Origin of the sequence: Prevotella sp. P6B1 (genome assembly GCF_000702825.1) — a bacterium.
Lineage (GTDB): Bacteria > Bacteroidota > Bacteroidia > Bacteroidales > Bacteroidaceae > Prevotella.
In genome coordinates this window covers 469,440-489,926 of sequence record NZ_JNKF01000012.1, presented here as the reverse complement: position 1 = coordinate 489,926, position 20,487 = coordinate 469,440, and the positions used below count along the sequence as shown (strand labels likewise).

Genomic DNA, 20,487 nt, shown 5'->3' with positions numbered 1-20,487 from the left:
TATTGTTGAAACTTAAGGTAAACTATAGTGAATATGAAAAAGTTGACTAATAAGGAAAAGGAGATTATGGATCTGTATTGGCAGCATGGTCCGATGTTCGTCAAGGAACTCTTGGAGTACTACGACGAGCCGCGCCCGCATTTCAATACACTATCTACTATGGTTCGCATCCTGGAGAAAGAAGGTTATCTGGATCATAAACAGTTTGGTAATACCTATCAGTACTATCCCCTCATTACCGAGGCTGAGTACGGTCGTAAATCCATTGCCGGTGTGATCAAGAACTATTTCAATAACTCTTACCTGTCGGCTGTCTCAGCTTTCGTTAAGGAAGAGAAGATTTCCGTTGATGAACTTAAAGAACTTATCGATCAAATAGAAAGTAACAATGATTGAATTCCTGACCTACGACCTGAAGGTGGCTGCCCTCTTGGCGGTATTCTATATGTTCTACCGCCTGATGTTGGCTCGTGAAACCTTTCACCGCGTCAACCGCATCGTGCTCTTAGCAACGGCCGTGGCATCGTTTGTACTGCCCGTTTGTGTCATCACGATGCACGAAACAGTGGTTTTACAGTCTAAGCCTACTATCGCGTTCGGCGCTCTCTCCGCTGTTGCGGATGACTTGCCATCCGAGATGCATGGATATACAACTTTACAGTCGGTTGTCGTAACCCTGTTCTTCATAGGCATGGCTGCCACACTTGCCCATACCCTTTGGTCGTTGTTCAGGATTGTTTCTTTGATACGTAAAAGCGAAAAGCATCCGCAGGATGATGGTACTATCATATGTGTGACTGATGCTCCCGATTTGGCACCATTCAGTTGGATGCAGTTTATCGTGATGAACCGTGGTGACTATGAGGAACAGAATGTGGCGATACTTACCCATGAGCGGGGGCATATCCGTCTTCATCACTCGTGGGACCTGCTCTTTGTCGATACCCTCACCGCTCTCCAATGGTTTAATCCTGCCATCTGGATGTTGCGCAGTGATCTGCGTGCCATCCACGAATACGAGGCCGACGGGGCCGTACTCTCTCAAGGGATCAATGCCCGCCAATATCAATACCTGTTAATCGCCAAGGCGGCAAACATCGGTGGCTACTCTCTTGCTAATGGTATCTCGCATAGTACCCTTAAAAACCGCATTAGCATGATGTTGCACACGCAATCTCCCCGTCGTAGTCTGTTGAAGTTGCTCGCTCTCTTGCCAATCATTGGTGCCGTGCTTGCAGTGAATGCGGAGACCGTAACCGATTATGTATATGCCCAGCCGCAGAAGCAGATGCCTATCAAAAAAGGCAGGAAGAATACGGTCATTAATATAGGTGGTAAGAAAGTGCTACAGATAGTGGAGACTGACGAGAAGAAATCAGAGATTGCCGAGCCACCAGCTATAGAGGAAATGGTTGAGCCAACATCTGACAAGACTTACGATGTTGCAGAACAGATGCCGCAATTCCCTGGTGGCGCTTCAAAGCTTTTTGAGTATCTGGCAAGCAACATCCAGTATCCTGCTGAGGCTGAGAATGCTAATATCCAGGGGCGTGTCATCGTTTCCTTTGTAGTAGAGAAGGATGGCAGAGTAACAGAGCCGCAGGTTAAAAAGTCTGTCGCACCCTCTCTCGATGCTGAAGCCCTCCGTGTTGTAGGTTCTATGCCCAAGTGGATACCTGGCAGACAGGATGGTGAAGCGGTTCGTGTGAAATACACCGTTCCCTTGAACTTCCGTCTTGAGTATGGTCCTTCTAAAGATGCTCTCGCAGAGAAGTCGGTTGCCTATGCGGCAGGTTATGAGGCTGGCAGGAAAGGACTCCATGAGCAGCGTTCTGAAAGGCCCTTAATCTATGTCGATGGTAAGGAGATGACGCTTGAGGAAGTGGGTAAGTTGGATCCTAAGTCTATCGACCACATGAATGTGCTGAAGGAGAAAACGGCCATTGAGAAATATGGTGAAAAGGCCAAAAACGGTGTAATCCTTATCAGTATAAAGAAAAAACAATAAAACTCTCTCTTAATCATGAAAATAGTGTTAACTATGATTGCCCTCGCCCTTATGGCGGTAACCCCTGTCAGGGGCGAGGGTTTAGACTCGCTTGCCATTCATTTGCAGGCTGGCGACAGTTGTATGCAGCAGTTCAATACCTTCGAGGCGCTGAAGCATTATCAGAAAGCTTATGATTTGGCAAAGAAAAGAAGTCAGGAGAAGGCAGTAGAACATCTTGATCTTCCCCTGAAACATCTCGAGAAATTGCCTCAGGAAAGGCAGCATGAAATCATCGAGCGGCTTAAACAATCTGCCGAACAGAGCGCGATAGTTGATTGTGCAGTTCAGATGAAGCTGGCCGACTGCTATTACAAGAGAGCAAACTATCGTGAGAGTGCTGAGCTCCTGAAAAAAATACCTGAGGATTCGCTTTCGCATGATTCTTTCCGCCAACTGGCTCTCAGCTATCAGAAGCAGGGCGATGTTGATTCGTATATCTATTGGACATCGGAGTTGGTGAGGCGTTTCCCCATGGATGGTGAGATGGTTGCAGGATTGACCTTGGCTTTCGCGCAGAATGAACAGCCCCAAGTGGGTTTGGAATACGGTTTGGAGTACTTTGCCAAGGACTCTACGAATATCCTGGTGAACCGTGCTGTGGCTGATGCCTATTTCCTCGACCGCCAATTCCCTCAGGCAGCTGCGACTTACGACCGATTGCTGCAGCAAGGCGACTCTACCTTCAATACCCTTTACTCGGCAGGCATGAGCTATTCGCGTATCGACAGTCTTGAACTGGCCTATAAGTACCTCCAGCTGGCTTTTATTGCCAGTGGCATGAAGCATCATGGCTGTGCCTACCGTCTTGGTGTGGTGTGTGTCGACACCCAGCGTTATCCTGAAGGACTGAACTATCTGTCTTTAGCTAAGGAGCTGATGCTTCCCGACACCACCGTTATGAAGGCAATCACCTTGTCGGAGGGCGAGGGGTATTATCTGACGCATAAGTATCCTGAGGCAGTAGCTGCCTGGAAAGAGCATCTGTTGTATAATCCCTCATCGGTAGCCACCTACTATAACATCGCCAATGCATATGCCTATCTGTTGAAGGATGAGGAGCAGGGCAAAGCCTACTATCAGCTGTTTGTTGAGAAAGCCGCCCAAGTTGACAAACCCACCGAAAAGCTAACGGAGATGATAGAGAAAGCCAAGGAGATGCTCCGCATCTATGAACTGCGCGAGAAATTTAAGGCAAAAAGAAAAAAATAACTTAAAAAACGATTTACATATGAGAACTTTTATGATTTCCGCCCTGTTGGCTGTCAGTGTGATGGTGCAGGCACAACAAGTGAGTGGCATGGTGATTGACAAAAGCGTGATGACTGCCGCCAAGAAAATGAGTGGGAAAAGCGATACGTTGACCATAGCTAAGGTGGCTTATCGTATCACTTATCAGTCGAAAGCTATCAATGATACGCTAACTAAGCCCTACAAGTATCGCGACGACGAGATGCGCTTGGACATCAGTGCCGATGGCGTGTCGAAGTTCTACAGCTATTCGGCTGCGGTTCGCATGAAGTTGATGCGTGAGAAGATAGAAAAGGGGGATTTTGACCTGAGAGACCTGCCCAAGGCTGGTATCCTCTCGATGGAGTTCTATAAGAACTATCCAGAGAAAGGTAAGACGTTGATGCTTGATGCGGCGGGTGAGGCTAAGTGCCAGATAGAGGAGAAGATGGAAACACCCGAATGGACCATACTGCCCGATTCAACGGCCGACATCATGGGTTATCCCTGCCAGTTGGCTACCACCCATTTCAAAGGCCGCCAGTGGTATGCCTGGTACACCGAGGATATCCCTTTCGACGAGGGACCATGGAAACTGCGCGGTCTGCCTGGTCTCATTCTCAAGGCCTACGACAGCAGTCGTCAGTTCATCTTCGACGGACAGGGAATGGAACAGCCCGATGGCGAACCGATTACCTTCATCAAGATGAAACGTGAGAAAGTGAGTCAGAAGGACTTCCGTCGTTTGAAGGAGAGCTACGATCCGAATGATGTGCTCAAGCAGATGGCGGGCACTGGGGCTAAGATTGTGATCATGAACTCCGACGGCTCGAAACTCGATAAGATTGATCGACCCAAGTTTAATCTCATTGAGCTGCAGTGAAAAACGGTGTCATTCTGTTGATGCTGTTGCTTATGCAGGCGCTTGGTGCCTCTGCTCAGGTAACGGTGCATGGCGTAGTCGAGGATTCTGCCACCCACGAGCGGTTGGCCAGTGCCAGTGTGATGTATCTGCGTAAGGGTAAGACCGTGAAGTTCACGCGTACCAACGTGAATGGTGAGTTTGCTATTACTGTTGATCAGGTGTTGATGGGCGACCAGCTCCAGGCTACCATGCTCGGCTATGGCAAGCGCCGGCGTGGTGTGCCGATGAAGGCCGACAAGACTGTCACACTTTCGCTTCCCTCGCAGTCGTTTGCTCTGAAGGAGGTGAAGGTGCAGGGTAGTCGTGTTACCGGACGTGACACCATCACCTTCGACTTGACACGCTTCACCAATGAGCGCGACAACTCGCTGAAGGATGTGTTGAAGAAACTGCCTGGTGTGGATGTGGCATCCAATGGTAGGATCTATTATAACAATCAGGTGGTGAAACGCTTTACCGTTGAAGGCCTCGACCTTTCGGGCGGACGCTACAATCAGCTGACGGAGAATATCCGTGCCAAGGATGTGAAGAAAGCCGAGATAGTGGAGCACGACCAGCCTGTGAAGGCCCTGCGCGACAAGGTGTACTCCGATGACGTAGGCATGAACATCACACTGAAGGATGAGGCGCGCGACCGATTGATGGCCACACTTACGCCCTACCTGCTGGTGGGCGATCCAATGCATGTGGGTGGTACGGCTAATGTCCGACAGATAGGTAAGAAAAAGCAGTTGATGTACGACATGGCCTACGACCGTAAGGGTGTCGACCTCAGTGAGTCGTACCTTATCCTGGGCTCAAACTATAACCGTCTTGATGCTGCCGATATCCCTTCATGGTATAGTGTGCCATCCCTTTCTTCACCGCTCGACGAGGATCGTCTGCGCTTTAATACCTCGCAGCGCTATGGGCTGAACAGTATCCGTAAGACCAAGGCCGACAATGAGTTGCGTGTGGCGGCGGCATACGACCGTAGCGTGATTCGCCAGACTACCGCTAACCGAACGGCTTATGATCTCGATGGCGATATGCCTACCGTGACCACCGAGCAGCAGCAGAAAACCATCATCACCGATCATTTCGCCGCAGAGGTGGAGCATAAGGTGAACACCGATAAGTCCTATGGTAACGAACTTCTCCGCATTGGTGCCAGTCAGGATGATGGCTTGTCGGTATTGGGCGGTGATGCGCCTGTGCAGCGCATTCGTGTGCCCCAGCTTAATCTGGAGGGCTCGCTGTATCGTATGTATCCGATGAAGAGTGGGGCACAGCTCACCTGGAAATCTATCCTCGACTACCATCATAGCGTTAGCGATCTCTATCTCGATGCGGAGCGTAACCGGCTGCGTACCAACCTCTGGCATACTGCCCACCTGTTAGGGTGGCAACGTAAGATTGGCTGCATTACGCAGAGCTACAATCTGAGTGTAGAAGGTGAGGATGTACACGTGAATGAGACCGACAACCTCCACCTGACAGTGGATCTCCGTCCCAGCTGGCAGTATCGTACCCAAAAAGTCAATATCTCGTTTACGCCAGTGATGACTTTTGAACGTTTTGTCCGTCAACAGGAGTCGATGCTCTATCTGCATCCTTCGTTTTCGGCCTATTGGGATCCTGATGCCCGTTCTGAGTTCCGCTTCTTTAGCTATTATAGCCAGAGTGCGGCCGGTATGCAGAACTATGCGATTGACACCTACCGTCGCAACTACCGCACGTGGTATAAGGCCAGCGATCTGATACCAGTCAGTCGTCAGCTGGCTGCCACGTTAGGTTATCGGTACAAGCGTCCCATTCGTGAGTTCTTTGCTACAGTCAACCTGTCGGCGCAGCGTAGCTGGAACAATGCTACCAACGACATGCAGATTATCGATGGCTGTTATTATTACACACTCAAGGAACTGCACAGTCAGAGCGACCGCCTGAGCGGAAGTGCTACTGTGTCGAAGGGCTTCTATACCATCAAGACCAAACTGAGCCTTGGTGTGAATGGCTCACTCAGTAAGGGCCGTCAGCTGTCGGCAGATGAGTGGTACGACTATACCACTCAGTCGCTCACGTTCACGCCTGGCATCATCGTGTCGCCCGAGTGGTGTGAGTTCGACTATGAGGGCAACTTCTCGTTGTATGCCAATAAGGCGTCTGGTAGTCAGCGTACTTCGCTCTTCAACTGGCGTCAGCGTCTGTCGCTCACTTCTACCATCGGCAAGGTTGATCTCTCATGGAAGTTCGTCCATCATCGCAACGAGTTGCAGGCGGGCCATACCCTGAATGCCCTGCTCAGCGACGCCTCGGTTGCCTGGCGCCTGAAGAAGGTGCGACTGAAGGTCCTGTTGCGGAATATCTTCAATAAGCAGGCCTACGAGGAGACTACTTACACTGGCATCGCCACCTCAACCACGAGCTATGTTCTCCGCCCCCGTGAACTAGTCCTCTCAGCTCAGTTCTCGCTATAGCCAATACTGATTTTACCCTGACACTAGATACGTGATGGTATGACACTAACCCCGCGATAGTATGACACTAAAGCGGGGTTAGTGTTAGGGTAGAGGGGGCTTGGCCCTCCTGTTGTCGTAGCTACACCCGGTAGAACTTTCTTTGAGTTTTTGAGTGAGGTTTTGAATCGTGTAACTGCTTGGTTAACAGGTGTATAACTGATATGTATTGAGTTTCTGGGTATCTAACTCTATAAAATTAATTTTTTATATATAATAAAATAGAGGTTTTATAGTAAAAAACCTCCAAAAACTCAAAATCAACTCATCGAAACCTAAAAAGTGTTTGATAGTTTGTGGCTGCCCAGTTGCAGGCACAGCAGCGCATAGGTAGTAACAACTATCTTAGTTCGCAGACGGATTTTAAGGGCAGAAAATGAAGATTCGGCTCCTTGATAGTATAAAAAATCTTAAAAGTTACTATTAACAATTAACAAAGTTTGCGTATGTTATATATTATTTGTACCTTTGCACCCGCAAAAGTGAGTATTGCGCTGGCCGTGGAGCTAACAATGCCCTGATAAATAGCGACTTAGCCTTCGAAGACGAAGTAGTTGAAGTTCCTTTTTAAGTGGGTGTTTTATGCGCGCGGAAGATGCGGGAGCCACTTAAAAAGGAACATTTATTATATATTTTATAAACATTATTAATTTTTAAACTGAAATGCCAGGATTAATTGGAAGAAAAATCGGAATGACATCCGTTTTCAGTGCCGACGGTAAGAATGTACCGTGCACTGTTATCGAAGCTGGTCCTTGTGTTGTAACTCAGGTTAAGTCTGTTGAGAAGGATGGCTACAAGGCTGTTCAGCTCGCCTTCGGTGAGAAGAAGGAGAAGAATACCACCAAAGCAATGATGGGTATCTTCAAGAAGGCTAACACTACACCAAAGGCCCACTTGGCCGAGTTCAAGTTTGATGCCGAGTTGAATCTCGGTGACACCGTTACAGTCGACATCTTCGAGGGTGCCGAGTTTGTTGACGTTGTAGGAACTTCAAAAGGTAAAGGTTTTCAGGGCGTTGTGAAGCGTCATGGTTTTGGTGGCGTAGGCCAGGCTACTCACGGTCAGGACGACCGTCTGCGTAAGCCAGGTTCTATCGGTGCCTGTTCTTATCCCGCCAAGGTATTCAAGGGAATGCGCATGGGCGGCCAGATGGGTGGCGACAGAGTTACTACTCAGAACCTCAAAGTGTTAAAGGTGATTCCAGAGCACAACCTGATTCTTGTAAAGGGTAGCTGCGCTGGTTATAATGGTTCAACTGTTTTAATTAACAAGTAAGATGGAAGTTAGCGTATTGAATATCAAAGGTCAGGAGACCGGACGTAAGGTAACTCTGAACGAGGCTATCTTCGGAATTGAACCTAATGATCACGTTATTTATCTGGATGTAAAGCAGTATCTCGCTAACCAGCGTCAGGGTACAGCTAAGTCTAAGGAGAGAAGCGAAATCTCTGGTTCTACTCGTAAGCTTGGACGTCAGAAGGGTGGCGGCGGTGCCCGTCACGGAGATATCAACTCACCTCTGCTGCGTGGTGGTGGTCGTGTATTCGGTCCTACACCTCGTGACTACAGCTTCAAGCTGAATAAGAAGGTGAAGGCTCTTGCTCGTAAGTCAGCTCTGTCATACAAGGCTCAGGAGAATGCAATCGTAGTTGTTGAGGACTTCACTATGGAGGCTCCAAAGACTAAGGAGTTCATCAACATTGCAAAGAACCTGAAGGTTGACGGCAAGAAGACTCTCTTCGTAATGTCAGGTACTAATAACAATGTATATCTGTCGGCTCGCAATCTGCAGGGTGCAGAGGTAATGGAGGCTTCACTCGTTAACACCTACAAGGTGCTGAACGCTGATGTGCTCGTTATCACTGAGAAGTCTCTCCAGACAATCGACGGTATCTTAAACAAGTAAAAGGAGGACTAAGGATATGGCATTTATCATTAAACCCCTGGTCACTGAGAAGATGACCAAGATTACAGACAAGTCTTCTGTAGAGAAAACTTATAAGGTAAAGGGCGAGGAGCGTACCAAGAAGGCTGAGGCCAAGTATGGTTTCATTGTTCGTCCTGAGGCTAATAAGCTCGAGATTAAGAATGAGGTTGAGGCTCTGTACGATGTTACAGTAATCGACGTGAACACTGTTCGTTACGCCGGCAAGCGTAGCTCACGCTACACTAAGGCTGGTCTGATCAAGGGTCAGAAGAACGCGTTCAAGAAGGCAATCGTTACTCTGAAAGAGGGCGATGTAATTGATTTTTATAGCAATATTCAGTAATAAAAATGGCAGTACGTAAATTAAAGCCCGTAACTCCGGGTCAAAGACACAAGATTATTGGCACGTTCGAGGATATTACTGCATCCGTGCCAGAGAAGTCTCTCGTTTACGGTAAGCGTTCAACCGGTGGTCGAAACAACACCGGTAAGATGACTGTTCGCTACATGGGCGGTGGTCACAAGAAGAAGTATCGTCTGATCGACTTCAAGCGAGAGAAAGATGGTGTTCCAGCTGTAGTAAAGACAATCGAGTACGATCCTAACCGTTCAGCTCGCATTGCACTCCTTTTCTACGCTGATGGTGAAAAACGTTATATCATTGCTCCTAATGGACTGCAGGTTGGTGCAACTCTGATGTCAGGTGCAGACGCGGTACCCGAAGTAGGTAATGCGCTTCCATTGGCCAACATCCCTGTTGGTACAGTGATCCACAACATCGAGATGCGTCCCGGTCAGGGTGCCAAGCTCGTTCGTTCGGCAGGTAATTTCGCTCAGTTGACTTCTCGTGAGGGTAGCTATTGTGTTATCAAGCTTCCTTCAGGCGAGACTCGTCAGATTCTCTCAGCTTGTAAGGCTACTGTAGGTAGTGTAGGTAACTCAGACCACGCTCTGGAGGCATCAGGTAAGGCTGGTCGCTCTCGCTGGTTGGGTCAGCGTCCTCACAACCGTGGTGTAGTTATGAACCCACATGATCACCCAATGGGTGGTGGTGAAGGACGTCAGTCTGGAGGTCACCCACGTTCACGTAAGGGCTTGTACGCTAAGGGTCTTAAGACTCGTGCACCTAAGAAGCTTTCAAACAAGTACATTATTGAAAGAGCTAACAAGAAGTAAACAAGTTAATTAGAGTAAATTATGAGTCGTTCATTAAAGAAGGGTCCATACATCAACGTATCACTCGAGAAGAAGATTCTCGCTATGAATGAGAGTGGTAAGAAGAATGTCGTTAAGACATGGGCCAGAGCATCAATGATCTCACCCGATTTCGTGGGACACACTGTTGCAGTTCATAACGGTAACAAATTTATCCCTGTTTACGTTACAGAAAACATGGTTGGTCACAAGCTCGGAGAGTTTGCACCTACCCGTCGTTTCGGTGGTCACGCCGGTAACAAGAAGTAATCCCAGGGAAATTTAGGAATTAAGAATTAAGAATTAAGAATTAAAATGGGAGCAAGAAAACATATTAAGGCTGAAGAAAGAAAAGCAGCACTTAAGACACAGTATTTTGCCAAGCTGAATGGCTGCCCCTCTTCACCCCGCAAGATGCGCTATGTAGTGGACATGATCCGCGGCATGGAGGTGAATCGCGCACTGGGTGTTCTGAGATTCTCAAAGAAGGCAGCTGCAGCAAATGTAGAGAAACTCCTCCGTTCGGCCATCGCCAACTGGGAAGCCAAGAATGAGCGTAAGGCAGAGGACGGTGAGCTTTATGTAACTCGCGTATTCGTTGACGAGGGTGTTACAATGAAGAGAATGAGACCTGCACCACAGGGTCGCGGCTATCGTATCCGCAAGCGTTCTAACCACGTGACTCTGTTTGTTGATGCTAAAACTAATGATGTAAAAGAATAAGTATGGGACAGAAAGTTAATCCAATTAGCAACCGTCTTGGAATCGTAAGAGGTTGGGATTCAAATTGGTTCGGAGGCAAGGACTTCGGAGATAACCTGGTAGAGGATCAGAAAATCCGTAAGTACCTGAACGAGCGCTTGGCTAAGGCTAGCGTTTCAAAGATTGTCATCGAGCGCACATTGAAGCTGGTTACCATTACTATTTGCACAGCCCGTCCAGGTCTCGTCATTGGTAAAGGTGGACAAGATGTCGACAAACTGAAGGAAGAACTGAAGAAGCTCTATGACAAGGAGATTCAGATTAATATCTTCGAGGTAAAGCGCCCTGAGCTCGATGCCACGATTGTTGCCAACAACATCGCTCGCCAGGTAGAGGGCAAGATCGCTTACCGTCGTGCCATCAAGATGGCTATCCAGAACACGATGCGTGCTGGTGCCGAGGGTATCAAGGTTCAGATCTCAGGTCGTCTTAATGGAGCTGAAATCGCACGTAGCGAGATGCTGAAGGAGGGTCGTACTCCTCTGCATACTTATCGTGCTGACATTGACTACTGCCACGCTGAGGCTCTGACCAAGGTTGGTATTCTGGGTATTAAGGTATGGATTTGCCGTGGTGAGATCTATGGTAATGTTGATCTCGCACCTAACTTCACTCAGGAGAAATCAAATGGTCGCTCTAACGGCGGTAATGGTCGTGACAGAAAGTTCCGTAATAAGAAGAAGTAATAACGATTTAAAGTAGAAACTTATTATGTTACAGCCCAAAAGAGTAAGATATAGAAGACCTCAGGATGGACGCGGCAACAAAGGCAACGCCCACAGAGGAACAACACTGGCTTTCGGATCTTTCGGTATCAAGACTATGGATGCCAAGTGGATCGACAGCCGTCAGATTGAGGCAGCTCGTGTTGCTATCAATCGTTACATGAACCGTGAAGGTCAGGTATGGATTCGCATCTTCCCTGATAAGCCAATCACCCGCAAGCCTGCTGATGTGCGAATGGGTAAAGGTAAGGGAGATCCCGCAGGATGGGTTGCACCTGTTACACCAGGCCGTATTCTCTTTGAAGTAGAGGGCGTTCCTTTCGACATCGCTAAAGAGGCTCTGCGCCTCGGTGCTCAGAAGCTGCCCGTAAAGACTAAGTTTGTTGTAAGACGTGATTTCGATAAAAACGCTTAATTGAGTATGAAGATTAAAGAAGTAAGAGAGCTCGAGACCAAGGATCTGGCAGAGCGCATTGAGGCTGAGGTTGCAAAGTACAACCAGATGAAGTTGAACCACGCAATCACCCCACTTGAGAATCCATCTCAGATTAAGGCAGCTCGTCGCGACATCGCACGTATGAAATCAGAACTTCATCAGAGAGAACTTAATAAATAACAATGGTCCAGATGGAAACAAGAAATTTAAGAAAGACAAGACAGGGTGTCGTTATCAGCAACAAGATGGATAAAACCATTGTTATTGCAGCCAAGTTCAAGGAGAAGCACCCTATGTATGGTAAGTTTGTCCAGAAGACAAAGAAGTATCACGCACACGATGAGAATAACGAGTGCAATGTAGGTGATACCGTACTCATTATGGAAACCCGTCCTCTGTCAAAGACAAAGAGATGGAGATTAGTTAACATCGTAGAAAAAGCTAAGTAATTATGATACAGACAGAATCAAGACTTACAGTAGCTGACAACAGCGGTGCACGCGAGGCTCTCTGCATCCGTGTACTGGGCGGCACCAAGCGCCGTTATGCCAGCGTAGGTGATATCATCGTTGTGTCTATCAAGAACGCGATCCCTACAAGTGATGTAAAGAAGGGTGCAGTATCTAAGGCTTTGGTTGTTCGCACTAAGAAGGAAATCCGTCGTGCCGATGGTTCTTACATCCGTTTCGACGACAATGCCTGCGTACTGCTGAACAATGCCGGTGAGCTCCGTGGTAGCCGTATCTTCGGTCCCGTTGCCCGTGAGCTCCGTGCCGTGAATATGAAGGTCGTTTCTTTGGCACCTGAGGTACTTTAATATTTAAATGATTAGAAGAAATGGCAAAGTTCAATATTAAGAAAAACGATACAGTCATCGTTCTGGCCGGTGAGGACAAGGGCAAGACTGGTAAGGTGCTGAAGGTTTTGACCGACAAGCAGCGTGCACTCGTTGAGGGCATCAACATGGTCAACAAGAGTGCTAAGCCAAGTGCCAAGAATCCTCAGGGAGGCTTTGTGAAGATGGAGGCTCCTATTCACATTTCGAATATTAGTTTGATTGACCCAAAGAGTGGCAAGGCTACCCGTGTTGCTATCAAGCGCGAAGGTAAGAATGTCGTTCGTGTCGCTAAAAAGTCAGGAGAGGAGATTAAGTAATGGCAAATACAGCACAGTTAAAGAAAGAGTACAAGGAGAAGATCGCTCCAGCTCTTCAGAAGCAGTTCAACTACACTTCTGCAATGCAGATTCCTGTCCTGAAGAAGATTGTAGTAAACCAGGGTCTTGGTGACGCTACTCAGGATAAGAAGATCATCGAGGTTGCTATCAACGAGATTACCGCTATCTGTGGTCAGAAGGCAGTTGCTACATATTCTAAGAAGGATATCGCTAACTTCAAGCTTCGTAAGAAGATGCCTATCGGTGTGATGGTAACTCTGCGCCGTGAGCGCATGTATGAGTTCCTCGAGAAGCTCGTTCGCATCGCTCTGCCCCGTATCCGTGACTTCAAGGGTATCGAGAGCAAGTTCGATGGCCGTGGTAACTACACACTGGGTATTCAGGAGCAGATTATCTTCCCAGAGATCAATATCGATTCAGTAGACCGTATTCAGGGTATGAACATCACCTTCGTAACTTCAGCTCAGACTGACGAGGAAGGTTTCGCACTGCTGAAGGCTTTCGGTCTCCCATTCAAGAACGCTAAAGATTAAGAGATATGGCAAAAGAATCAATGAAGGCCCGCGAGGTAAAGCGCGCTAAGCTCGTGGCTCGTTTCGCTGAGAAGCGTGCTGCCCTGAAGAAGGTGATCGCAACTACTGAGGATCCCGCAGAGGCTTATGAGGCAGCTCGCAAGCTGCAGAGCATCCCCAAGAACGCTAACCCCATCCGTCTGCACAACCGTTGCAAGATCACTGGTCGTCCAAAGGGATATATGCGTCAGTTCGGTCTCTCTCGTATCCAGTTCCGTGAGATGGCATCAAACGGTCTGATCCCTGGAGTTAAGAAGGCCAGCTGGTAAGCCCAGATTTAAGCAAAAGAGATTTATTAATTTAATATTGTCGGGGTAGTCCCGATTAATTAAAACATTTATTTTATGACAGATCCAATAGCAGATTATCTGACAAGACTCAGAAACGCCATCATGGCACATCACCGTGTCGTTGAGGTTCCTGCGTCAAACTTGAAGAAAGAGATCACTAAGATCCTCTTCGAGAAGGGTTACATCCTGAACTACAAGTTCATCGAGGATGGTCCTCAGGGGACTATCAAGGTTGCCTTGAAGTATGACCCTGCAACTCGTGAAAACGCCATCAAGTGCCTCAAGCGAGTTTCAACACCAGGTCTTCGCCAGTACACTGGTTACAAAGACATGCCGAGAGTAATTAACGGACTTGGAATCGCAATCCTTTCCACGTCTAAAGGTGTAATGACAGACAAAGAGGCTGCTGCCCTGAAAATCGGTGGTGAGGTTCTTTGCTATGTATATTAATTGGAGGATAGAATATGTCAAGAATAGGAAAATTGCCAATTAGTATCCCTGCAGGCGTTACTGTTGCTCAGGACAAGGACGGTGTTGTTACCGTAAAGGGTCCAAAGGGAGAGCTGACACAGAAGGTTGACCCCTCTATCAAGATGACTATCGAGGACGGTCAGATTAAGTTTGAGATCGATGAGAACAGCCCTGTAAACATTAAGCAGAAGCAGGCATTCCATGGTCTTTATCGTGCGCTTGTTAACAATATGGTAGTAGGCGTAAGCGAAGGTTATAAGAAGGAGATGGAGCTCGTAGGTGTTGGTTACCGTGTTTCTAACCAGGGTAACATCATCGAGTTCGCACTCGGTTATACTCACCCCATCTTCATCCAGCTTCCACAGGAGGTTAAGGTTGAGACCAAGTCTGAGCGTAACCAGAACCCTCAGATTATCCTCGAGTCATGCGACAAGGCGCTGCTCGGTCTGATTTGTGCTAAGATTCGTTCTTTCCGTATGCCTGAGCCTTATAAAGGAAAGGGTATTTTGTTCAAGGGTGAGGTTATCCGTCGTAAGTCGGGTAAGTCAGCATCTGCGAAGTAATCTTGAAAATTAAACATTAAAGATTAAAAATTAAAGATTATGACAACAAAGAAAGTAGAAAGACGAATTAAGATCAAATATAGAATTCGTAAGAGCGTGTTCGGCACAGCCGAGCGTCCTCGTCTGAGCGTTTTCCGCAGCAACAAGCAGATCTATGCTCAGGTAATCAATGATTTGGAAGGTAAAACACTTGCTTCTGCATCTTCACTGGGTCTCGAGGCTATGCCTAAGATCCAGCAGGCTGAGAAGGTTGGTGAGCTCGTAGCCCAGAAGGCTCAGGAGGCCGGCGTAACAGCTGTAGTCTTCGACCGTAACGGTTATCTGTATCACGGCCGTGTTAAGTCGCTTGCAGACGCAGCACGTAAAGGTGGACTTAAATTCTAAACGATTATGGCAATGAACAAAGTTAAAGTAAATAGTGACGTAGAGTTGAAAGACAGACTGGTTGCCATCAACCGTGTTACCAAGGTAACAAAGGGAGGTCGCACCTTTACATTCGCAGCTATTGTGGTTGTCGGCGACGGCAACGGTATCATTGGCTGGGGTCTTGGTAAGGCTGGTGAAGTAACAGCAGCTATTGCTAAGGGTGTTGAGGCAGCTAAGAAGAATCTTGTTAAAGTTCCTGTACTCAAGGGCACCATCCCTCATGAGATGGAGGCTCGCTTCGGCGGTGCTCAGGTATTCCTGAAGCCGGCTGCTGCCGGTACCGGTCTTGTGGCCGGTGGTGCTATGCGTGCCGTTCTGGAGAGCGTAGGTATCAAGGATGTGCTCGCTAAGTCAAAGGGCTCATCTAACCCTCACAACCTGGTTAAGGCTACTATCGTAGCTCTGAGCCAGATGCGTGACGCCTACACTGTAGCTGGTACACGTGGAATCAGTATGGATAAAGTATTTAGAGGATAAGGAGAAGTAACTATGGCAACAATTAAGGTAAAGCAGATTAAGAGTAAGATCGGTTATCCTGTTGATCAGAAGCGCACTCTCGAGGCTCTCGGCCTGCGTAAGATCTCTCAGGTTGTTGAGGTAGAGGATACTCCTTCTATCCGTGGTATGATCCGTAAGGTACACCACTTGGTAACCGTCGTTGAGTAATTAACATTTTAAAAGTAGATTAGATTATGAAACTGAATAATTTAAAGCCGGCTGAGGGTTCTACCCACTCAAGTCGTCGTATCGGTCGCGGACCTGGTTCAGGTCTGGGTGGTACTTCTACTCGTGGTCACAAGGGTGCCAAGGCTCGTTCTGGTTATAAGAGAAAGATTGGTTTCGAAGGTGGTCAGATGCCTCTCCAGCGTCGTGTTCCGAAGGCTGGTTTCAAGAACATCAACCACAAGGAGTACTTTGCAGTAAACCTCTCTACACTTCAGAAGCTTGCTGAGGAGAAGAACCTCACCAAGATCGGAATTGCAGAGCTGATCGCTGCCGGTCTTACCAATGGCAAGGAGCTGGTTAAGGTTCTTGGCAACGGTGAACTGAAGGCTAAGGTTGACGTAGAGGCTAACGCTTTCTCAAAGACTGCTGAAGAGGCTATCAAGGCAGTAGGTGGTAACGCAACAAAAATCTGATTTTTAAAATGAAGAAGTTAATAGAGACACTGAAGAACATTTGGAAGATCGAGGATCTGCGTCAGCGCATCCTGATTACTCTCCTGTTTGTAGCGATTTATCGTTTCGGCTCGTTTGTGGTACTTCCCGGTATCAATCCAGCCATGTTAAGCCAATTGCAGTCACAGACTGCCGGTGGTCTTATGTCGCTGCTTGACATGTTCTCCGGTGGTGCATTCTCCAATGCGTCAATCTTCGCACTTGGAATCATGCCTTACATCTCTGCTTCTATCGTAATGCAGCTTCTTGCTGTCGCTGTTCCCTACGTGCAGAAAATGCAGCGTGAGGGAGAGAGCGGCCGCAAGAAGATCAGCATGTATACCCGTTGGCTCACTGTAGCCATCCTGTGCTTCCAGGCTCCGGGTTACTTGATGAATCTGAAGATGACCTCAGGAGCTGCTCTGGCAACAGGCATCTCTTGGTCATACTTCATGATTCCTGCTGTCATCATTCTTGCCGCAGGTAGTATGTTCATCCTGTGGTTGGGTGAGCGCATTACGGATAAGGGTATAGGTAATGGTATCTCACTGATTATTATGATCGGTATCATCGCTCGTCTGCCTCAGGCATTCATCCAGGAGGTCAGCTCGCGTTTCACTGCCATCACCAGTGGTGGACTGGTTATGTTCTTGGTCGAGATCATCATTCTCTATGCAGTTGTTTGCGCATCTATCGTTCTGGTTCAGGGCGTTCGCAAGGTGCCCGTGCAGTATGCAAAGCGCCTCGTAGGTAATAAGCAGGTAGGTGGTGCTCGTCAGTACATCCCACTGAAGCTGTTCGCAGCCAATGTGATGCCTATCATTTTTGCTCAGGCTCTCATGTTCATTCCTCTGAGTATTGCTCAGTGGATGAATCCTGAAAATACCTCATGGATTCTGCGCACTCTGATGGATCACCATAGTTGGGCTTACAACGTGATTTTCGCGTTCCTGATCATCGCATTCACCTATTTCTATACAGCCATTACTCTGAATCCTACTCAGATGGCTGAGGATATGAAGCGTAACAATGGTTTCATTCCTGGCGTTAAGCCTGGCAAGGAAACTGCCGAGTATATCGATACTGTTATGTCACGTATCACACTGCCCGGTTCATTGTTTATTGCTTTCATCGCTGTGATGCCTGCATTTGCAAGCTTGCTGAATGTACAGGATGCGTTCTCTCAGTTCTTCGGTGGAACATCTCTGCTGATTCTTGTCGGTGTTGTTCTCGACACACTGGCACAGATTGAGAGTCACCTGCTGATGCGTCACTATGATGGCCTGCTCAGCTCAGGTCGTATTCATGGACGTGGAATGGCTGCTTATTAATCTTCTATGAAGATATTTCTAAAGACAGAAGATGAAATAGAGCTGATGCGCCAGGCCAACCAACTTGTTGGACGTACGCTTGGTGAATTGGCTAAACATATTAAGCCTGGTATAACGACCCTCCAGTTGGATCAGATAGCGGACGAGTTCATTAGAGATAATGGAGCTATTCCAACATTCAAGGGTTACCCCAATCCATATGGAGGGCCGTTTCCTGCCAGCATCTGTACCTCGGTGAATGACGTAGTGGTTCATGGTGTCCCCAATGCCGAGACTGTTCTCAAAGAGGGTGATATCATTTCCATTGACTGCGGAACACTGTTAAACGGCTTTAATGGCGACTCTTGTTACACATTCTGTGTAGGCGAGGTCTCCGAAGAAGTCAAACAACTGTTGAAGACTACCAAGGAGTCTCTTTACAAAGGCATTGAGAATGCCGTTGCAGGTAAACATCTTGGCGATATCAGCAGTGCGGTACAGGAGCATTGTGAGGCTCAGAAGTACGGCGTCGTTCGTGAACTGGCCGGACATGGTATCGGTCGTGAGATGCACGAGGACCCACAGGTGCCTAACTATGGCCGTCGTGGCAACGGTATTATGCTGAAAGCCGGTATGTGTATTGCGATTGAGCCGATGATTACTATGGGCAAGCGCGACATCTGGATGGATGCTGATCGTTGGACTATCCGCACACGTGACGGAAAACCAGCTGCTCACTTTGAGCATACCATCGCCATCAGAAAGGGCCAGGCCGATATCCTTTCTTCTTTCGAAGAGGTTGAATTATTAGAAGGTAAGTTATATTAAATATTAAGTATGGCAAAGCAATCCGCTATTGAGCAGGACGGAACAATCGTCGAGTCACTGTCGAATGCGATGTTCCGAGTAGAACTTGAAAATGGAGTTCAGATTATTGCGCATATCTCTGGTAAGATGAGAATGCACTATATCAAAATCCTCCCCGGAGATAAGGTAAAGGTGGAAATGAGCCCCTATGACCTGACCAAAGGACGAATTGTATTCAGATACAAATAAACAATTTGAATTAATATGAAGACAAGAGCATCATTGAAGAAGCGTACCCCAGACTGCAAAATCGTACGTCGTAAGGGCCGCCTGTTCGTTATCAACAAGAAGAACCCTAAGTACAAAATGCGTCAGGGTTAATGTTAAATAAGCATAAAATGGCGGAGAATTGAAAAATTCTTCGTAACTTTGCATGCTTTTTAGCAAGAAATGTATTTTTAAAGTAATTTATTTTTATCTTTTAATTAACAATGGCAATAAGAATTGTTGGAGTAGATTTGCCCCAGAATAAGCGTGGCGAAATCGCATTGACCTATATCTATGGTATTGGTCGAAGTAGTTCAGCAAAGATATTGGACAAGGCAGGTGTCAGCCGCGACCTGAAGGTTAGCGAGTGGAATGACGACCAGGCAGCCAAAATCCGTGAAATTATCGGCGCTGAATTCAAAGTTGAAGGTGATCTCCGTTCTGAGATCCAGTTGAATATCAAGCGACTGATGGATATTGGTTGCTATCGTGGCGTCCGTCATCGTAATGGTCTTCCCGTTCGTGGTCAGAGCACCAAGAATAATGCTCGTACTCGTAAGGGTAAGAAGAAGACTGTTGCTAATAAGAAGAAGGCTACGAAGTAATTCCTAAATTAAACATTAAACATTACAGAATTAAAGTTTAAGAATTATGGCAAAGAAAACAGTCACTTCAAAGAAGAGAAACGTGAGAGTAAATGCTATCGGCCAGCTCCACGTACACAGTTCTTTTAATAATATTATTGTATCACTGGCTAACGACGAGGGTCAGATTATTTCTTGGTCTTCAGCTGGTAAGATGGGCTTCCGTGGCTCTAAGAAGAATACTCCTTATGCTGCCCAGATGGCTGCTGAGGATTGCGCTAAGGTTGCTTACGACCTGGGTCTTCGCAAGGTTAAGGCTTATGTTAAGGGTCCTGGTAATGGCCGTGAGTCAGCTATCCGTGCCATCCATGGTGCTGGTATCGAGGTAATGGAGATCATCGATGTTACTCCACTGCCACATAACGGATGTCGTCCTCCAAAGCGTCGTCGCGTATAATTATTAGAAGGATTTTTAAAGAAGAAACATTTTTATTATTATGGCAAGATATTTAGGACCGAAATCAAAAATTGCGCGTCGTTTTGGTGAGCCCATTTTCGGCGCAGACAAAGTTTTGTCTAGGAGAAACTTCCCTCCTGGACAGCATGGCAACAACCGTCGTCGTAAGATGTCTGAGTATGCCGTCATGCTGGCAGAGAAGCAGAAGGCCAAGTATACTTATGGAGTACTTGAGCGCCAGTTCCGTAATATGTTTGAAAAGGCTGCTAAGGCTGAGGGTATTACTGGTGAGGTTCTGCTCCAGAACCTTGAGAGTCGTCTCGACAACGTAGTGTTCCGTCTCGGTATCGCTCCTACCCGCGCTGCTGCTCGTCAGCTCGTTGGTCACAAGCACATTACTGTTGATGGTCAGGTAGTTAATATTCCTTCTTATGCTGTTAAGCCTGGTCAGGTAGTTGCTGTTCGCGAGAAGTCTAAGTCTCTTGAGGTGATTGAGGCTGCTCTGGCAGGTTTCAACCACAGCAAGTATCCTTGGATTGAGTGGGATGAGAATGTGAAGGGCGGTAAGTTCCTGCACAAGCCTGAGCGCGCTGACATCCCCGAGAATATTAAGGAGCAGTTAATCGTTGAGTTGTACTCTAAGAACTAAAATCATTTAAATTA

At 47.4% G+C, this 20,487-nt stretch carries 32 protein-coding genes; all 32 read left to right on the top strand.

Annotated elements, in window-relative coordinates; genetic code table 11:
- The first annotated feature begins 33 nt into the window (after positions 1 to 33).
- The gene (locus tag T495_RS0108945; protein ID WP_028902381.1) at positions 34 to 396 is read left to right on the top strand and encodes a BlaI/MecI/CopY family transcriptional regulator; all 363 of its coding nucleotides are present in this window, start codon (positions 34 to 36) and stop codon (positions 394 to 396) included.
- Positions 389 to 2,008, top strand: coding sequence for a M56 family metallopeptidase (locus T495_RS0108940; protein WP_033148355.1), 1,620 nt, complete (start codon positions 389 to 391; stop codon positions 2,006 to 2,008). The genes T495_RS0108945 and T495_RS0108940 overlap by 8 nt, the downstream gene beginning before the upstream one ends.
- A gap of 15 nt (positions 2,009 to 2,023) precedes the next feature.
- Positions 2,024 to 3,259, top strand: a complete 1,236-nt coding sequence (locus T495_RS14925) for a hypothetical protein (RefSeq protein WP_155993552.1) — start codon at positions 2,024 to 2,026, stop codon at positions 3,257 to 3,259.
- 19 nt (positions 3,260 to 3,278) lie between these two features.
- Complete coding sequence (locus T495_RS0108930) at positions 3,279 to 4,160, top strand: GLPGLI family protein (RefSeq protein ID WP_197020372.1); 882 nt, start codon at positions 3,279 to 3,281, stop codon at positions 4,158 to 4,160.
- Positions 4,157 to 6,658: a hypothetical protein gene (locus T495_RS0108925; protein ID WP_051651954.1), complete on the top strand. Its 2,502-nt coding sequence runs from the start codon at positions 4,157 to 4,159 to the stop codon at positions 6,656 to 6,658. The genes T495_RS0108930 and T495_RS0108925 overlap by 4 nt, the downstream gene beginning before the upstream one ends.
- A 702-nt stretch (positions 6,659 to 7,360) precedes the next feature.
- Positions 7,361 to 7,975 (top strand): 50S ribosomal protein L3, encoded by a 615-nt coding sequence (rplC, locus tag T495_RS0108920; RefSeq protein WP_028902378.1) that lies wholly within the window; start codon positions 7,361 to 7,363, stop codon positions 7,973 to 7,975.
- 1 nt (position 7,976) lies between these two features.
- Complete coding sequence (gene rplD / locus T495_RS0108915) at positions 7,977 to 8,606, top strand: 50S ribosomal protein L4 (protein ID WP_028902377.1); 630 nt, start codon at positions 7,977 to 7,979, stop codon at positions 8,604 to 8,606.
- Between the two features lie 16 nt (positions 8,607 to 8,622).
- Complete coding sequence (gene rplW, locus T495_RS0108910; protein ID WP_028902376.1) at positions 8,623 to 8,970, top strand: 50S ribosomal protein L23; 348 nt, start codon at positions 8,623 to 8,625, stop codon at positions 8,968 to 8,970.
- A 5-nt stretch (positions 8,971 to 8,975) separates the two neighbouring features.
- Positions 8,976 to 9,803 carry a 50S ribosomal protein L2 gene (gene rplB, locus T495_RS0108905; protein ID WP_013064908.1) on the top strand — a complete coding sequence of 276 codons (828 nt, stop codon included), beginning with the start codon at positions 8,976 to 8,978 and terminating at the stop codon, positions 9,801 to 9,803.
- Positions 9,804 to 9,824: 21 nt separating this feature from the next.
- Positions 9,825 to 10,091 carry a 30S ribosomal protein S19 gene (gene rpsS / locus T495_RS0108900; RefSeq protein ID WP_013065476.1) on the top strand — a complete coding sequence of 89 codons (267 nt, stop codon included), beginning with the start codon at positions 9,825 to 9,827 and terminating at the stop codon, positions 10,089 to 10,091.
- Between the two features lie 45 nt (positions 10,092 to 10,136).
- On the top strand, positions 10,137 to 10,544 hold the full coding sequence (gene rplV / locus T495_RS0108895; RefSeq protein ID WP_028902375.1) for a 50S ribosomal protein L22: 408 nt from the start codon (positions 10,137 to 10,139) through the stop codon (positions 10,542 to 10,544).
- Positions 10,545 to 10,546: 2 nt separating this feature from the next.
- Complete coding sequence (gene rpsC / locus T495_RS0108890; RefSeq protein WP_013064542.1) at positions 10,547 to 11,269, top strand: 30S ribosomal protein S3; 723 nt, start codon at positions 10,547 to 10,549, stop codon at positions 11,267 to 11,269.
- 25 nt (positions 11,270 to 11,294) lie between these two features.
- The gene (gene rplP, locus T495_RS0108885; RefSeq protein ID WP_028902374.1) at positions 11,295 to 11,723 is read left to right on the top strand and encodes a 50S ribosomal protein L16; all 429 of its coding nucleotides are present in this window, start codon (positions 11,295 to 11,297) and stop codon (positions 11,721 to 11,723) included.
- A gap of 6 nt (positions 11,724 to 11,729) precedes the next feature.
- Complete coding sequence (gene rpmC / locus T495_RS0108880) at positions 11,730 to 11,924, top strand: 50S ribosomal protein L29 (RefSeq protein ID WP_013065209.1); 195 nt, start codon at positions 11,730 to 11,732, stop codon at positions 11,922 to 11,924.
- Positions 11,925 to 11,926: 2 nt separating this feature from the next.
- Positions 11,927 to 12,193 carry a 30S ribosomal protein S17 gene (gene rpsQ / locus T495_RS0108875; protein ID WP_013063072.1) on the top strand — a complete coding sequence of 89 codons (267 nt, stop codon included), beginning with the start codon at positions 11,927 to 11,929 and terminating at the stop codon, positions 12,191 to 12,193.
- Between the two features lie 2 nt (positions 12,194 to 12,195).
- Complete coding sequence (rplN, locus tag T495_RS0108870) at positions 12,196 to 12,561, top strand: 50S ribosomal protein L14 (RefSeq protein ID WP_013065032.1); 366 nt, start codon at positions 12,196 to 12,198, stop codon at positions 12,559 to 12,561.
- A 20-nt stretch (positions 12,562 to 12,581) separates the two neighbouring features.
- Positions 12,582 to 12,899 carry a 50S ribosomal protein L24 gene (gene rplX, locus T495_RS0108865; RefSeq protein ID WP_028902372.1) on the top strand — a complete coding sequence of 106 codons (318 nt, stop codon included), beginning with the start codon at positions 12,582 to 12,584 and terminating at the stop codon, positions 12,897 to 12,899.
- Positions 12,899 to 13,453, top strand: a complete 555-nt coding sequence (gene rplE, locus T495_RS0108860) for a 50S ribosomal protein L5 (protein ID WP_028902371.1) — start codon at positions 12,899 to 12,901, stop codon at positions 13,451 to 13,453. The genes rplX and rplE overlap by 1 nt, the downstream gene beginning before the upstream one ends.
- A 5-nt stretch (positions 13,454 to 13,458) precedes the next feature.
- On the top strand, positions 13,459 to 13,761 hold the full coding sequence (gene rpsN / locus T495_RS0108855; protein WP_028902370.1) for a 30S ribosomal protein S14: 303 nt from the start codon (positions 13,459 to 13,461) through the stop codon (positions 13,759 to 13,761).
- 75 nt (positions 13,762 to 13,836) lie between these two features.
- Positions 13,837 to 14,232, top strand: coding sequence for a 30S ribosomal protein S8 (gene rpsH, locus T495_RS0108850; RefSeq protein WP_028902369.1), 396 nt, complete (start codon positions 13,837 to 13,839; stop codon positions 14,230 to 14,232).
- Positions 14,233 to 14,246: 14 nt separating this feature from the next.
- Entirely contained in the window at positions 14,247 to 14,816 is a 570-nt protein-coding gene (gene rplF, locus T495_RS0108845; protein WP_028902368.1) for a 50S ribosomal protein L6, read from the top strand.
- Positions 14,817 to 14,855: 39 nt separating this feature from the next.
- Positions 14,856 to 15,200 (top strand): 50S ribosomal protein L18, encoded by a 345-nt coding sequence (rplR, locus tag T495_RS0108840; protein WP_028902367.1) that lies wholly within the window; start codon positions 14,856 to 14,858, stop codon positions 15,198 to 15,200.
- A 6-nt stretch (positions 15,201 to 15,206) separates the two neighbouring features.
- On the top strand, positions 15,207 to 15,719 hold the full coding sequence (gene rpsE / locus T495_RS0108835; protein WP_028902366.1) for a 30S ribosomal protein S5: 513 nt from the start codon (positions 15,207 to 15,209) through the stop codon (positions 15,717 to 15,719).
- A 12-nt stretch (positions 15,720 to 15,731) separates the two neighbouring features.
- Positions 15,732 to 15,908 carry a 50S ribosomal protein L30 gene (gene rpmD / locus T495_RS0108830; protein ID WP_013063208.1) on the top strand — a complete coding sequence of 59 codons (177 nt, stop codon included), beginning with the start codon at positions 15,732 to 15,734 and terminating at the stop codon, positions 15,906 to 15,908.
- A 26-nt stretch (positions 15,909 to 15,934) separates the two neighbouring features.
- Complete coding sequence (rplO, locus tag T495_RS0108825; protein WP_028902365.1) at positions 15,935 to 16,381, top strand: 50S ribosomal protein L15; 447 nt, start codon at positions 15,935 to 15,937, stop codon at positions 16,379 to 16,381.
- Between the two features lie 8 nt (positions 16,382 to 16,389).
- Positions 16,390 to 17,730, top strand: a complete 1,341-nt coding sequence (secY, locus tag T495_RS0108820; protein ID WP_028902364.1) for a preprotein translocase subunit SecY — start codon at positions 16,390 to 16,392, stop codon at positions 17,728 to 17,730.
- A 6-nt stretch (positions 17,731 to 17,736) separates the two neighbouring features.
- A complete protein-coding gene (gene map / locus T495_RS0108815; protein ID WP_028902363.1) occupies positions 17,737 to 18,537 on the top strand; it encodes a type I methionyl aminopeptidase in 801 nt (266 codons plus the stop codon).
- A gap of 9 nt (positions 18,538 to 18,546) precedes the next feature.
- Positions 18,547 to 18,765 carry a translation initiation factor IF-1 gene (infA, locus tag T495_RS0108810; RefSeq protein WP_004341775.1) on the top strand — a complete coding sequence of 73 codons (219 nt, stop codon included), beginning with the start codon at positions 18,547 to 18,549 and terminating at the stop codon, positions 18,763 to 18,765.
- A 15-nt stretch (positions 18,766 to 18,780) separates the two neighbouring features.
- Positions 18,781 to 18,897 carry a 50S ribosomal protein L36 gene (gene rpmJ, locus T495_RS0108805; RefSeq protein ID WP_009160995.1) on the top strand — a complete coding sequence of 39 codons (117 nt, stop codon included), beginning with the start codon at positions 18,781 to 18,783 and terminating at the stop codon, positions 18,895 to 18,897.
- Between the two features lie 110 nt (positions 18,898 to 19,007).
- Entirely contained in the window at positions 19,008 to 19,388 is a 381-nt protein-coding gene (gene rpsM, locus T495_RS0108800) for a 30S ribosomal protein S13 (protein WP_027448994.1), read from the top strand.
- Between the two features lie 46 nt (positions 19,389 to 19,434).
- Positions 19,435 to 19,824, top strand: a complete 390-nt coding sequence (rpsK, locus tag T495_RS0108795; RefSeq protein WP_013063216.1) for a 30S ribosomal protein S11 — start codon at positions 19,435 to 19,437, stop codon at positions 19,822 to 19,824.
- Positions 19,825 to 19,864: 40 nt separating this feature from the next.
- A complete protein-coding gene (gene rpsD / locus T495_RS0108790; protein ID WP_013064747.1) occupies positions 19,865 to 20,473 on the top strand; it encodes a 30S ribosomal protein S4 in 609 nt (202 codons plus the stop codon).
- Positions 20,474 to 20,487: the final 14 nt, after the last annotated feature.